Annotated in this window: 11 protein-coding genes; 8 read left to right on the top strand and 3 right to left on the bottom strand. The window is 58.8% G+C overall.

All coding sequences use genetic code 11. The features are described from left to right. Positions 1-16: 16 nt before the first annotated feature. A complete protein-coding gene (locus CJ255_RS23260; RefSeq protein WP_165774522.1) occupies positions 17-193 on the top strand; it encodes a hypothetical protein in 177 nt (58 codons plus the stop codon). A gap of 159 nt (positions 194-352) precedes the next feature. On the opposite strand, the gene CJ255_RS01550 is transcribed toward CJ255_RS23260, so the two are convergent. Both CJ255_RS01550 and CJ255_RS01545 read right to left on the bottom strand, forming a co-directional pair. Beyond that, entirely contained in the window at positions 353-715 is a 363-nt protein-coding gene (locus CJ255_RS01550; RefSeq protein WP_097642338.1) for a hypothetical protein, read from the bottom strand. Positions 716-810: 95 nt separating this feature from the next. Then, a complete protein-coding gene (locus CJ255_RS01545; RefSeq protein WP_097642337.1) occupies positions 811-1,590 on the bottom strand; it encodes an enoyl-ACP reductase FabI in 780 nt (259 codons plus the stop codon). A 270-nt stretch (positions 1,591-1,860) separates the two neighbouring features. On the opposite strand from CJ255_RS01545, the gene CJ255_RS01540 reads away from it, so the two are divergent. From CJ255_RS01540 to CJ255_RS01520, 5 genes are all read left to right on the top strand, one after another. After that, entirely contained in the window at positions 1,861-2,490 is a 630-nt protein-coding gene (locus tag CJ255_RS01540; RefSeq protein WP_097642336.1) for a histidine phosphatase family protein, read from the top strand. Between the two features lie 144 nt (positions 2,491-2,634). Then, positions 2,635-5,424 (top strand): phosphoenolpyruvate carboxylase, encoded by a 2,790-nt coding sequence (gene ppc / locus CJ255_RS01535; protein WP_097642335.1) that lies wholly within the window; start codon positions 2,635-2,637, stop codon positions 5,422-5,424. Positions 5,425-5,802: 378 nt separating this feature from the next. After that, positions 5,803-7,326: a sensor domain-containing diguanylate cyclase gene (locus CJ255_RS01530; protein WP_097642334.1), complete on the top strand. Its 1,524-nt coding sequence runs from the start codon at positions 5,803-5,805 to the stop codon at positions 7,324-7,326. A 130-nt stretch (positions 7,327-7,456) separates the two neighbouring features. Continuing rightward, positions 7,457-8,224, top strand: coding sequence for a sulfite exporter TauE/SafE family protein (locus CJ255_RS01525; RefSeq protein ID WP_165774521.1), 768 nt, complete (start codon positions 7,457-7,459; stop codon positions 8,222-8,224). 3 nt (positions 8,225-8,227) lie between these two features. After that, positions 8,228-10,108: an ABC-F family ATP-binding cassette domain-containing protein gene (locus tag CJ255_RS01520; protein WP_097642332.1), complete on the top strand. Its 1,881-nt coding sequence runs from the start codon at positions 8,228-8,230 to the stop codon at positions 10,106-10,108. Positions 10,109-10,257: 149 nt separating this feature from the next. Here CJ255_RS01520 and CJ255_RS01515 read toward each other — a convergent pair whose 3' ends face one another. Continuing rightward, on the bottom strand, positions 10,258-11,622 hold the full coding sequence (locus CJ255_RS01515) for a phosphomannomutase/phosphoglucomutase (RefSeq protein ID WP_097642331.1): 1,365 nt from the start codon (positions 11,620-11,622) through the stop codon (positions 10,258-10,260). A gap of 488 nt (positions 11,623-12,110) precedes the next feature. Here CJ255_RS01515 and gatA point away from each other — a divergent pair, with 488 nt between their 5' ends. Both gatA and CJ255_RS24290 read left to right on the top strand, forming a co-directional pair. Then, the gene (gene gatA / locus CJ255_RS01510; protein ID WP_097642330.1) at positions 12,111-13,565 is read left to right on the top strand and encodes an Asp-tRNA(Asn)/Glu-tRNA(Gln) amidotransferase subunit GatA; all 1,455 of its coding nucleotides are present in this window, start codon (positions 12,111-12,113) and stop codon (positions 13,563-13,565) included. Positions 13,566-13,790: 225 nt separating this feature from the next. Next, a partial coding sequence (locus tag CJ255_RS24290; protein WP_245863112.1) for a nucleotidyltransferase domain-containing protein occupies positions 13,791-14,056 on the top strand: 266 nt, incomplete at its 3' end.

Below are 14,056 nucleotides of genomic sequence, written 5' to 3'. Positions count from 1 at the left end.
TTTTCACGTACTCTCGATGTTTGCGCGTACTGGCCTCTTTGATCTGGTAGGCGCACGTCGGATCTTCTGGAGTTCAGCCCATGCCATCATTGAATTGCACGAGCAGCGCATGGTTGGTGGTTGCCCACGCTGTGCTACCTCTGAGCAGCGTTGTGCTGTGCTGAAGATGGCTCAAAAGCGGATGGAGGGGTGAGCGTGCTTCTAAGAGGTTATAGAGATATTTACCACAGAGGCACCGAGAACACAGAGAAGGTTTGGGTGAGGTGGGCGCAACCTCGTTGGCTTGCACTCCCCACCACACCTTAACCAAAACATCTCGCTGCCACTGTGTCACCCACACGCCCGTGCGCTCTCACCCCTCAGGGTTGAGCAGAAACGCTATGGTATCTTGCAAAATCTGCCCCTGCACTGGTTCTTCAACAATCGCAATCGTCCAATCGGAGGCATAGGGCACCGATTGGAGTTCGATCATAGGCAGGGCGCTGGCAATCACAATCGGGGTTGCGGCGGTCGTATCATCGGCCCGTAGGCGCTCAATCAGTTGCTCTTCGGGGGTGGCGAGGCCGGGTAGGGCAATGACGAAGAGGGCTGGCAGTTCGGCGGGTGGCTGATCGGGGACGCCCTGGCTGACGGCGAAGCCGTCTGCCGGAATGAGTGCGGCCAACCGCGTCCGCGTATCGGGGTCGCTCGCCACGACTACTACAGAGATTGGCATGGAATGACCTCGTTAGGCAAGGTGTCGCCTTGCGGCGATCGTTACGGTACAGGTGTGTGGGTGGGCGCATCATCCTGCCCACACTGCTGGTACCATCACTCAGGCAAGCTCATGCCCATAATGTTGAAACCAGCATCCACATAGATAATTTCGCCAGTTACGGCACTACTGAGATCGCTACAGAGCCAGAGGGCGGTGTTGCCTACATCGGCACTTGTGACATTGCGGCGCAGCGGTGCATGGTCTGCGAAGCCACGGTGCATCGCCCGGAAGCCACTGATGCCACTAGCGGCCAGGGTCCGGATGGGGCCAGCACTAATGGCGTTCACGCGGATATTGCGCGGCCCCAAGTCGGCAGCCAAGTAGCGTACACTCGCTTCAAGTGCCGCTTTGGCTACTCCCATTGCATTATAATTGGGAATCACCTGTTGTGCCCCGATGTAGCTCAGAGTCACAACTGAAGCCCCAGGTGCCAAGATCGGCTCGGCAGCCTTGAGCAGAGCGGTGAGCGAATAGACACTCACATCCATGGCCAGCAGGAAGCCCTCGCGGGAGGTACGCAGATAGGCATCTTGCAACTCCTCTTTATTGGCAAACGCAATCGCGTGTACCAAGAAGTCGAGTTGCCCAAAGGCCGCCTGCGCTCGCTCCATCAGCGCCGCAATCTCAGCATCGCTCGTCACATCACACGGCTCAATCAGATCCGCATCGAGACTCTGCGCCAACGGACGCACCCTGCGCTCTAGGGCTTCACCCACATAGGTAAAGCCCATGCGTGCCCCTTCACGATGTAACGCCTGAGCAATGCCCCACGCAATGGAGTGGTCGTTTGCCACTCCTAAGATCAACCCCTGCTTGCCCGCCATGAGCCCCATACGTCGCCTCCATCACACCTACGCTCTTTGGGGCTTATCTTACCACAGAGGAGAACAGAAGAACAGAGGAACAGAAGAACAGAGGAACAGCAGAACAGCAGAAGAGGAGAACAGAAGAACAGAAGAACAGAAGAACAGATGGTAAGCCCTGTTCCTTTGTTCCTTTGTTCTTCTGTTCCTTTGTTCCTTTGTTCCTCTGTTCCTTTGTTCCTCTGTTCTTCAGTGGTATACTAACCCACGGAGATTCCGCCAACACCGGAGAGCTTGCTCATGCGCTTGATTCTTGTGCGCCACGGTGAGACGCCGTGGAATGTGACCTTACAATACCAGGGGCAAGCGAATGTCCCGTTGAATGAGCGTGGCCGTGAACAGGCCCGCCGTGCCGCCCGCCGTCTGGAAGCCTATGCGGTAGATGCCCTCTATAGCAGTGATGTCACCCGTGCCTGGGAGACGGCTGAGGTGATTGGGCAGACGCTGAAGTTGACGCCGCAAGCGTTGGTGCAATTGCGTGAGATTGATGTGGGTCAGTGGGAGGGCTTGACGCCCGAAGAGCTCTATCGCCGTTTTCCTGATCATATGGCTGAGTATCGCCGTGATCCGGCCCGCACGGTGCGGATTGGCGGCGAGAGCTATGCCCAACTCCAGGAGCGCGCCCTTGTGGCCCTCAATCTGATCCATGAGCGCCACCGTGCCGATGAGGTGATTGCCGCTGTGTCGCATGGCGGTACGATCCGTGCCCTGCTCTGCCACATCATTGGCCTTGATCTCGGCAACTTTGGGCGCATGTGGCTCGACAATGGCTCCATCACCGAACTGCGCCACGGGCGCAACGGCTGGCGGCTTATGCGTCTCAATGATAACGCCCACGTCGAAGAGATGGTCGCCGAAGGCGGTGAGTAGGACTTCTGGGACACCCATGTTTCATGCGGGTGGGGTTGTACCCCATACCCTCTTTTTTTCTTTCGTGTTGGCGGCGAAGCCGCCAACACGAAAGAAAAAACCTCGAGGGAGGCTTTGCCACCCCCAAACCCTACGGAGTAGCACATGACCGGCGAAAGCGACATTATCTCTGCCAATATTCGTGCCTTGGGCGAAGCTCTGGGCCGGGTTATGTCCGACCAGAGCGGCGCATCGGCTTTTGCGCTGGAAGAGCGCGTGCGTTTGATGGCCCGTGAGTTGCGGAGTAGCGGTGATCCGCAGCATGCTGAAGCGTTGCAAGCCCTGATTGCCAGCCTCAAGGTCAAGGAGTTGCACAATCTCACCAAGGCTTTTACGCTCTATTTTGGCTTGGTGAATCTTGCCGAGGCGGTCGAGCGGCTACGTGTGCTACGTGAGCGCGACCTGCGCGCCGCCCCGGCCCCTCGGGCCGAGAGTATCGCGGCGGCCTTGGCAGAGTTGCGCGCCGCTCAGGTGCCTGCTGAGGTGCTGCAACGTTGGCTTGATGGCGCTCTGATTATGCCGGTCTTTACCGCCCACCCCACCGAGTCGCGCCGTCGCACGACGCTGCTCAAGCTGCGGCGCATCTTTGATGATCTGCTCGTGCTGAACTTGGGTGAACGGCTGCTACTGCCCGAAGATCGCGGGGCTGCGCTGACGCGGATCGAACGCGAAATTGTGGGCCTCTGGCAGACCGATGATGTGCGTCTGCATAAGCCTTCGGTGGTTGATGAGGTTGAAAATGGCCTCTTCTATTTCCAGACGACGCTCTATGAGTTGATTCCGCAGATCCATCGGGCGATGGGCCAGGCGCTTCAGACCTACTACCCCGAACATCCTTGGGCGCTGCCGCCGCTGCTGCGCTTCGGCAGTTGGATGGCAGGCGACCGTGACGGGAATCCCTATGTGACCGCTGAGGTGACGGTGGATGCGGCGCGGCGCATGCGTGCTTCGATGCTGCGCCATCTGATTGGTGAAATGGATCGCCTCTTTAGCGATCTGAGCCAGTCGCGCTACCAGGTCTCGATTGCGCCAGCGGTGTATGAGCGGATTGCCTACTACCAAACGCTCTTCCCTGATGCCGTGGCGGAAATTAGCCCGCACCACGCCCGTGAACCCTACCGCCAGTTGCTGCAACTGATGCAGGCGCGCCTCAAGGCCAGTTTGGCCTATACGCTCACGCTGGTGCCCCGTTGGGGCGTTGATCCGCCGCCCACTCCGCCGTCGACAGTCTACTTCCGTAGCGCCGAGCTGTTGGCCGATCTGCGTCTGATCTACACGAGCCTTTGGGCTCACGGTGGGCATCTGGTGGCCGATGGAATCTTGCGCGACGTGATGGCGGCTGTGGGCATCTTCCGTTTACATACGGCGACGCTCGATATTCGTCAGCATAGCAACCGCCATATGGCTGCCCTCGACGAGATCTTCCGCATGGCAGGAATCGAGCAGGCGTATGCCGATCTGCCCGAAGCGGCGAAACGGCAACTCTTGACTGCTGAGATCACGAGTCCCCGTCCACTCACTCCGGCGCGCCTTGCTGCCTATAGCAGCGAGACGGCTGAGGTGCTTCAGACCTTACGCATGATTGCGGCATTGTTGGAACAGCTTGATCCTGAAATGATTGACACCTATGTGATCAGTGCGACGGCTCAGGTGAGCGATATTCTCGCGCTGCTGCTGCTCTGCCGCGAAGTCGGCCTCTACCAGCCGGGGGAGTTTAGCCGCCTCAATGTGGTGCCGCTCTTTGAAACCGGGGCTGATCTGGCCAATGCGCCGCAACTCTTTGCTGCCCTTTTGGAACTGCCAGTTTACCAAGAGCATCTGCGCCTGCGCGGGCACAACCAGGAGATCATGCTGGGCTATTCGGACAGCAACAAAGAGGGCGGCTTCGTCGCGGCCAATTGGGCGCTCTACCGCGCCCAGTTTGAACTGACCAATATCGCTGATCGCCACGGTGTCCGTTTGCGCCTCTTCCACGGGCGCGGCGGTGCGGTCGGGCGCGGCGGCGGGCCCGCAGGCCAAGCCATCCTCGCCCAGCCACCCGGCACACTACGCGGCCAGATCAAAATGACCGACCAGGGCGAAATGATCTCCGACCGCTACCTCGAACCGCGTACCGCCGCGCGCCACCTCGAACAGGTGATCAACGCCGTACTGCGGGCTGGCTTCAACGAACTGCTCCACTCGCCCGAACCGGCGTGGCTCGCTGCCATGGAGAGCATGGCCCAGATCGGTTGGGAAGCCTACCGGGGTTTGATCTACGACGCCCCAAGCTTCCTCGCCTACTTCCGCGCGGCCACCCCTGTCGCTGAGTTTGGGCGGCTACGCATCGGCTCGCGCCCAGCAGCCCGGCGCCAGAGCGACCGCATCGAAGATCTACGGGCCATCCCTTGGGTCTTTAGCTGGATGCAGAGCCGCCACACGCTGCCGGGCTGGTATGGGCTTGGTACCGCACTAGAACGCTTTGCTGCCGCTGATCCGCAACACATGGCGCTGCTGCAAGCGATGTACCAAGGCTGGCCCTTCTTCACCACCCTGCTCGACAACGCCCAACTGATCATTGCCAAAGCCGACCTCGTGATTGCCCGCCGCTACGCCGATCTTGTCCCCGACCAAGCGCTAGCCGAGCGTATCTTCGCCACTATTCGGGCCGAATATGAGCGCACCGTCCACATGATCCTGCAAGTTGCCCAGATCAACGAGATTCTCGATCCGCAACCGGCATTGCAACGGGCGATCAAGTGGCGCAATCCCTACGTAGACCCACTAAGCTACATCCAGATCGAAGCGTTGCAGCGCCTGCGCGCCGCCCTCCCCGAAGCCGACCAAGAAGAACTAGAGACCGCAGTGCTCATGTCGGTCAATGGGATTGCTGTGGGTTTGAAGAATACCGGCTGAGGGGCAAACCTGAGAATCTGTCTGAAAAGGGGTTCAGTGTCATTCCACACGATGTGGCACACGCTGGAGTGCCGGCTTTAGCCGGCTAAAGCCGGCACTCCAACACCAGCCCATAGACTTTTCAGACACCCTCTGACAATCCGTCTTGGGGCTACGCCCCAGACCCTCTTGATGCTTTCGTGTTGGCGGCATCGCCGCCAACACGAAAGCATCAAGAATTTTTGGGAGCCATAGGAATTATTCCAAATAGATATACATAAAACCATCATACCCTCTCGCATGTTGCCACCAATAATAGTAGACTGTAGCGTACCTAGTACAATTTGTACTACGAATGTACAGTTTTTGCACAGGTAAATCTGTGCAAATTTCTACCTTATGGATACCAACATTCACCCGCACAGACGCGGGCAGACAGCAGCGCTTGCCTTTGGGAACACCATGGTGCCACCGCCACTCGCGGTGCGTGGCTTGGTGCTCGTGGTGTTGCTGCTGGGCGGGGTTGGGCTGGTTGACGTGGTAACCGCAACTATGCCCTCCCTGAGTGCCCAACTCTACCTGCATCTGCATACATTTATTGCGCTGAGTGCGGTGGTTTTGAATCTGCTGATCTTTGGGATTGGTTGGATCAGCACTGGCCCACCGCAGACCCATTTGCACCTGTTGCTGGCTGGAGCTTTTCTGGCGGTTGGGCTCTTTGAGTTGCTGCACGTTATGCCCTTGGGTGGTGCTGCTCTTGGTGCTGCGGAGCAACGGGCGCTCGCGAACCTCTTTGTCCTCGCGGCGCGGCTCATCAGTAGCATCGCGCTCTTGTTGATGCTCTTTTACCCACTCAATGGTTCTGCCGAACCAAGCCTGCGGCGTGCGGTTTTGGGCTTCAGCATTACCTTGGTTGTCGCTACGGTCTGGTTGGGCTTCACCTACACCGAGCAACTAGTGCCCTTGCTCAACCGTTGTCATGGCACAAGTTTACTGAGAATTGCACTTGAAATTGCCATCAGTGGCATGTTGCTCGTTGGTGCAGTTGCGCTCATCAGCGGGCGCAGTTTGTCAATTGCGCTCTCACCGAGTCATAGCCTCGCCGCACTGATGCTCTTGGCCATTGGTAGCTTCAGTTGCCTCCTGGCTTATCAGCAACACGAGGCGCTTGTGCTGCTTGGCAATAGCTACCGAGCATTGGCCTACGGCTTTATCTGTAGCGCCCTCTTCCACAGCGTCTTCACCAGCCCCTACGCGCAGTTGCTGCAGACCCGTGATCGGTTGCAGCGTGAACAGGCGCTACAACAAGCCACCGAGCGCCATCTGCGTGACCGCGAGGCTCAATTGGAGGCTATGGTTGCGACGCTGCACCAGCAGCAACTTGAGTTGCGCCTTGCCAATGAACAACTGCAAGCCCTCGCTACCACCGACGGGCTGACCGGCTTGGCCAACCATCGGGCGCTGCAACAAGAGCTTGAGGCCGCCACCCACCGTGCCGCCCGTGCGCTGGAGCCCCTTGCGCTGATTATGCTTGATATTGATAACTTCAAGGGCTTCAACGACACCTTTGGTCACCCTGCGGGCGACCATGTGCTGCGCGTTGTGGCTGGGGTGCTGCGCGCCAGTACACGCGCCTCCGACATTGTGGCCCGCTACGGTGGCGAGGAGTTTGCCATTCTGCTGCCCAATACCGACAGCCATGGTGCCGCCGAAACCGCCGAGCGTTGCCGCAAGACGATCAATGAACTCTGCTGGCAAGATTGGCGCATGAGCGCCAGCTTTGGTGTAGCCTGCTGGCAACCCAAACCAGGCTACAAGCAAGAGGTCATTGCCCAAGCCGACGCGGCCCTCTACCAAGCAAAACGCAATGGGCGAAATCGGGTAGAATTGGCCGGGAAGCAGGAAGTAGGAAGCAGTAAATAGGAAGTAGGAAATAGGAAGCAGGGATGCCGCAAACCTGTTTTCTATTTGCTCGTTTCTGTATCCTTGCATCCCGATGCCGCAAACCTATTTTCTATTTGCTCGTTTCTATATCCTTAACTTGAGTACATCCATGCTTGATGCGAGTTTTCTTGCCGATCAGGGCTATCTGAGCCTGACGTTGGCCCTGGTGGTGATTAGTGGTGCGGCGCTGTTGGGTGGGATTAGTGGTTTTGGTTTTGCCCTGATCAGTACGCCCTTTATGCTGCTCTTGGGCTTTCCGCTGGCCTTCATTGTGCCGATTAACCTGACCCTGGCGCTCCTGATGCGTCTCAATGTGGCCTATCGCCTGCGGGAGCATATTCGCTACCAGCGGGTTGTGGTCATGGCGGGCGCGAGTATCCCCGGCATCCTGTTGGGCCTTTTCATCCTCAATCTGGTTTCCACCGCAACCATTAAGTTGGTGGCGGGCTTGGTGGTGATTGGAGCCACGCTGCTGATCTGGTACAATTCCCGCAGACGCCCAATCAAGGCGTGGCCCGGCGCAGTGGCGCTGGCCGGTTGCTTAGGCGGATTGCTTGGTTCAACCACCTCGCTCAACGGAGTGCCCCCGGTGCTGCTGCTCGCCAGTGAACAGACCGCACCGCGCCGTTTTCAGGCCGAATTGGCGCTCTTCTTCATCCTCACCAACATTGCGACGCTCGCACTCCTCACCTGGCGCGGCCTCATCCCCAGTGCCAGCGCCCTCCCCCTCGTCAGCCTCTGGTTGATCGTCGCGCTCATTGCCAACTACATCGGCACCAACCTCGGCGGGCGACTACCCACCAGCACATTTCGTAACCTTGCGCTGGTACTTGCGCTGATGGCGGGAGTCATGTCGGTTCTAACCTTCCAGAATTAACTCATGACCATCCTCTCCCTCGAAGCCATCAGTAAACAGTACGGCCCGCGTAGTCTCTTCCAGGATGTGAGCTTTGGGATGCTCAAGGGTGAACGCCTGGGCATTATTGGTGTGAATGGCTGCGGTAAAACGACGCTGCTCCGCATTGTTGCCGGGCTGGAGTCGCCCGACACGGGGCGTGTTACCTGGGCGCAGGGCTTGCGGGTGGCCTATCTGCCCCAGACGCCCGAGTTGCCCGCTGCCGACAGTGTGCTTGCTGCGGTCTTTGCGGGTGATGCGCCCACAACGCGCCTGCTGCGTCACTATGAAGAACTTAGTGGGGCCTTGGCGCGTCAACCCGATAACCAGACGCTGCTCGCGCAACTCAATGCGCTTACGCCCCAGATGGATGCGTTGGGCGCCTGGGAGGCTGAGACGGCGGCGCAGAGCATTATTAGTGAGTTGGGCCTTGCCGCGCAGATGCACGCTCCGGTGGCGACGCTCTCTGGGGGCCAGCGTAAGCGCGTGGCGATGGCGCGTCTGCTGATTGAGCGCCCCGATCTGCTGATTCTTGATGAGCCAACCAATCATATTGATACTACGACGATTGCTTGGCTCGAAGAGTACCTTGCCCGCAGCAGCACGGCCTTGATCTTGGTGACTCACGACCGTTACTTCCTCGAACGGCTGGTGGGGCGTATGCTGGAACTGGATCGCGGCCAGGTGACGAGCTATCAGGGTAACTATGAGCGCTTCTTGGAGCAAAAGGCGGAACGGCTTATGCACGAGGCCGCCGCTGAAGAGGCTCGTCAGAACCTGTTGCGCCGCGAGTTGGCCTGGTTGCGCCGAGGGGCGCGGGCGCGTACCACCAAGCAAAAAGCCCACGTCGAGCGCGTGCATGCCTTGATCGAGCAACGCCCCACGGCGGCCCAAGGTACAGTGAGCATTGACCTCGCCCAGGGGCGGCGTTTGGGTAAACGGGTGCTGCAACTCAAGGGGCTCTGCAAGAGCTATGCTGACCAACCGCTGATCAACCAGTTTGATCTCGAAGTCCATCCGGGTGATCGGGTTGGCATCATTGGGCCGAATGGTAGCGGCAAGACCACCTTGCTGAACATGATCACTGGGCGTATTACACCTGATGCGGGCGAGGTGATGGTGGGCGCAACCGTTGCTATGGCCTACTACGACCAAGAGGCGATGGGCTTGGACGACGAGCAGCGTGTGGTGGATTATATCCGTGAGCCTGCCGAGCAGATTCGCGGGCGCGAGGGGGCGCTCGTAGCGGCCACGAGTATGTTGGAGCGTTTCCTCTTCACGCGTGAGCAGCAGTGGGCGCTGATCCGCACCCTTTCGGGCGGCGAGCGGCGACGGCTCTACCTGTTGCGCCAATTGATTGAAGCGCCCAATCTGCTGATTCTTGATGAGCCGACCAACGATCTCGATTTGCAAACCTTGGGCGTGCTAGAGGACTATCTGGATGAGTTTAGCGGCACGGTGATCACCGTCAGCCACGACCGCTACTTCTTAGATCGCGTGGTACAGCGCACCTTGGCCTTTGAGCACCACGGGCGCATTGTGGAGTATCCAGGGGGCTATAGTCGCTACGCCGAGCGCCAGGCGGAGCGGGCCAAAACGGCTGCGCCGAGCAACGAGCGCAAAGTGGCACCCCCGCGCCCCAACAACCCACCAAGCAAAGGACTCAGCTACAAAGAGCGGCGCGAACTGCGCGAACTTGAAGCCCACATCCCCCAACTCGAAGCCCAACGCGACGAGGTCGCCACCGCATTGAGCGCCAGTGGCAACGACTACCAACAGGCTACCATGCTCAGCGAGCAACTGGCCGAACTAGAGGAGCAGATTGAAGCCGCGTTTCTGCGCTGGGCCGAGTTGGCTGAGAGGTAGAGAGAGAGAACGAGGAACAGAGGATTTCACCACAGAGGCACAGAGGACACAGAGGTTTTTATTATGACTGTTCTCTGTGTTTTCTGTTCTTTGTTCTCTGTTCTCTGTTCTCTGTTCTTTGTTCTCTGTTCTCCGCTCTCTGCTCTCCTCTACCCTCGGATGATCGCCAGCACCTCCTCACGCTTCTCCTCCATCTCGGCAGGCGAAGCGATAGACTCAAGGTTCAGGCGGATCAGGGGCTCGGTGTTGGAGCCACGCACATTGAAGTGCCACGTATCATAGGTGACCGACACGCCATCAAGGCGTTCCACCTTAGCATCGGCGTAGTGTGCAGCCAAGGCATCTAGGCGTCCCTGCACATCAGCAACCTTGGAGTTGATCTCGCCCGAAATGTAGTACTTCGCCTCCAACTCCTTGAGCAGATCGCTCATCCTCACATCACGCTTCGCCAGCAACTCCATGAGCAGCAGCGAAGGCAAAATGCCCGAATCGGCATAGAAGAAATCCTTAAAGTAGTAGTGGCCGGTCACCTCCCCGGCGAAGACGGCATCCTCACTGGCCATGCGGCGCTTAATAAAGGCGTGGCCAACGCGCTCCATCAGAGGCGTGCCGCCCTTGGCGCGAATCAGATCGGGGACAGCCCACGAGGCGCGGACATCGTAGAGAATCTTGGCGGCGGGGTAGCGTTCGAGCAGATACTGCCCCATAATCGCAGTCAGAAAATCGCCAGAAATAAAGACCGCACGGTCATCCACAGCAAAGAAGCGGTCGCCATCGCCATCAAAGAGGAAGCCAATATCAAAACCCTCAGCCAGCACCCGGGCCTGCAACTCGGCGCGATTCTCCGGCTGAAGCGGATCGAGGCCGTGGTTGGGCAGGGTGCCATCGGGTTCGAGGAACATACCCTCAAAGACAATCGGCAAGCGGCTATAGATCGCCTGGAGCGCGGGGCCAACCATACCATTGCCGGTATCCGCAATCACCCGCAGCGGATTCCCCGCAGCGGCCCGCGCCTGTAACGGAGCAACATCCACCAACGAAAGCACATAATCTACAAACTGCTCATTCAGATCCAGCGGCTTCATGGTACCCTTGCGCGTCGGCGTCGGAAACACTTCTTGCTCCACGAGACGCCGCAAATCCTGAATACCCTGATCGCCACTGAGCAGATAGGGCATCTGACGCACCATCTTAAAGCCACTATACTGAGCCGGATTGTGCGAGGCGGTCACCATCATCCCAGCCAAGCCCAGTTTCGCACAGGCATAGTAGTACTGATCGGTACTGACCATACCAATATCAGTCACATCAGCCCCTTGGTCGGTCAAACCCCGCGTTACCGCCTCAAAGATCGCCGGGCTCGAGATCCGCATATCGCGCCCAACGATCACCTGATCCACCTGCAAAAAGCTCACAAAGGCCCGCCCAATCAGATAGGCAACATCCTCGTTCAGCTCGGTCGGATAGATCCCACGAATGTCATACGCCTTAAAAATGCCCGGATTGACCTGCATATGAACCTCCTTGTCCGCTCCGGCAACTCCAATTGTGCCGCAGTTCTAGGCACTATGCTACCACATAACGGTCCAGGCTGATGAGTGCTGGGAGTGGGAGTTCATGGGCATAACATTAAGCCTCCAAAGAACTTTGTTAGCGCGAATAGGTAGTGCCGACTTTAGTCGGCTGAGGTCGCCGACACCCCCCGGATGCCGACTAAAGTCGGCACTACGACGGTAAAGCTGAAAGGCCGTTTCTAAGAAGCTGTCTGAAAAGCCGGGGGGCACACGCTGGAGTGCCGGCTTTAGCCGGCTAAAGCCGGCACTCCAACGCCAAACCATAGACTTTTCAGACAGCCTCTAAAACCATCCCTAACAAAGTTTTTTAGCGTTCCTTTGCGTTCTGTTGCGGCTCTGTTCGGCAATCTACAATCTACAATCTACAATCTACAATCGTAAATGGTATAATACCCAAGCATAACCGCCCCTTTTTTGCGGAGACCTCCATGAGCGAGTTGCACCAACTGACCCTTCAGGACGCCAGTGCCGCCCTTGCGGCGGGCGAGCTTACTTCATTTGCCCTAACTGAGGCGCTCCTTGAGCGCATCCAGCGCCTCGAACCTATGGTACGCGCCTTCCTTACGGTGAGCGGCGAGCAGGCCCTTGAGGCGGCCCGCGCTGCCGATGCCAGCCGCAGCAGCAGCAGTGGCCCGCTGCATGGCATCCCCATCGGCATTAAGGATGTCATCTGCACCCGTGGCGTTACGACCACATGTGGTTCGGCGATCCTCGAAGGCTTTGTACCGCCCTACAACGCCACCGTCGTCGAGCGGCTCAATGCCGCTGGAGCGATCAGCGTAGGCAAACTCAACTGCGACGAGTTCGCCATGGGTTCAAGTACCGAAAATAGCGCCTACCAGGTGACGCGCAACCCGTGGGACTACGAGCGCGTTCCGGGGGGCAGCAGCGGGGGCAGTGCTGCCGCCGTAGCGGCGGGCATGGTGCCTGCCAGCCTCGGCACCGACACTGGTGGATCCATCCGCCAACCGGCAGCCCTCTGTGGCGTAAGTGGGCTCAAACCGACCTACGGGCGCGTCAGCCGCTACGGCCTCATCGCCTACGGCTCCTCGCTCGACCAGATCGGCCCACTGGCCTGGAGTGTCGCCGATCTCGCGTTGATGCTCGAGGCCATTGCGGGCCATGATCCACGCGACGGCACCAGTGCCAACCTGCCGGTACCCAACTATCGCGCAGCCCTCACCGGCGAGCTACGTGGTCTACGGGTGGGCGTACCGCGAGAATACTTCGTTGCAGGGATTGATCCAGCGGTCGAGGCGGTCACCCGTACTGCGCTTGAAGTCCTGCGCGAACAGGGGGCCGAACTGGTCGAAGTCTCGCTGCCACACACCAAATACGCCCTACCGACCTACTACATCATCGCGCCAGCCGAAGCCAGCGCCAACCTCGCCCGCTACGACGGGGTGCGTTACGGGCCACGCGAACCAGGCGCAGGCATGTGGGAGAGCATCGAAACGACGCGCGGGCGGCGCTTCGGGGCCGAAGTGCGGCGACGCATCATGCTCGGCACCTACGCCCTCTCGGCGGGCTACTACGACGCCTACTACCGACGGGCGCAACAGGTACGCACCCTGATCAAAGCAGATTTTAGCCAAGCCTTCGCCCATGTAGACCTCCTGGCCACCCCAACCTCACCCACTGTCGCCTTCAAAATCGGCCAAAAGCTCGACGACCCCTTAGCCATGTACCTAAGCGACATCTGCACGCTCCCAATCAACCTCGCAGGCGTTCCCGGCCTCGTCGTACCCTGCGGCTTCAGCGCAGGCTTGCCCGTTGGGCTCCAACTCATCGGCCCGGCCTTCGCCGAGGAACACCTGTTGCGCGTAGGCGACGCCTACCAGCGCGTGACCGATTGGCACAAACAGCGGCCAGTGGTGGCGTAGCAACATTGAGGTGCTCATGATGGTGAAACCACATGGCTCAGATAGCTCATTGGCAACGAGCAAACTGCTGCTTGAATATTGGCGCACAGCCCCATCATGGCAGATGTCGCACTACTCCAGTTGCTCGCCGACGTCATTGAGCATGCCGAGAGCGTTGCGGAGTTGCGGGCGTGGCTGGTAGATGAGGCGGGGTAGTGTTGGAGAGCGGGGAGCGGGTATCAAGCGATGAATAACGCAAAGCGACCTTCGCCAAGCAACGTAAACCAGACGGTGCAAGAGCGTCGCCTACAGTTGGAGCGTGAGTTGCAGCGCTATGTTGATCTGATCACGACCCATATGCAACCTGAGCGCATCCTGCTCTTTGGCTCACTAGCGCAGAACAGCGTGCATGCTTGGTCGGATATCGATCTCGTGGTGATCCAGGAGACACAAGAACGCTTTCTCGATCGTAGCAAGAGGCTCATCCGCCTCTTGCGGCCCCAAGTAGGGTT

The sequence above is a fragment of the Candidatus Viridilinea mediisalina genome, from assembly GCF_002532535.1.
Classification (GTDB): Bacteria; Chloroflexota; Chloroflexia; order Chloroflexales; family Chloroflexaceae; genus Viridilinea; species Viridilinea mediisalina.
This window is presented reverse-complemented; position numbering and strand designations above follow the sequence as displayed.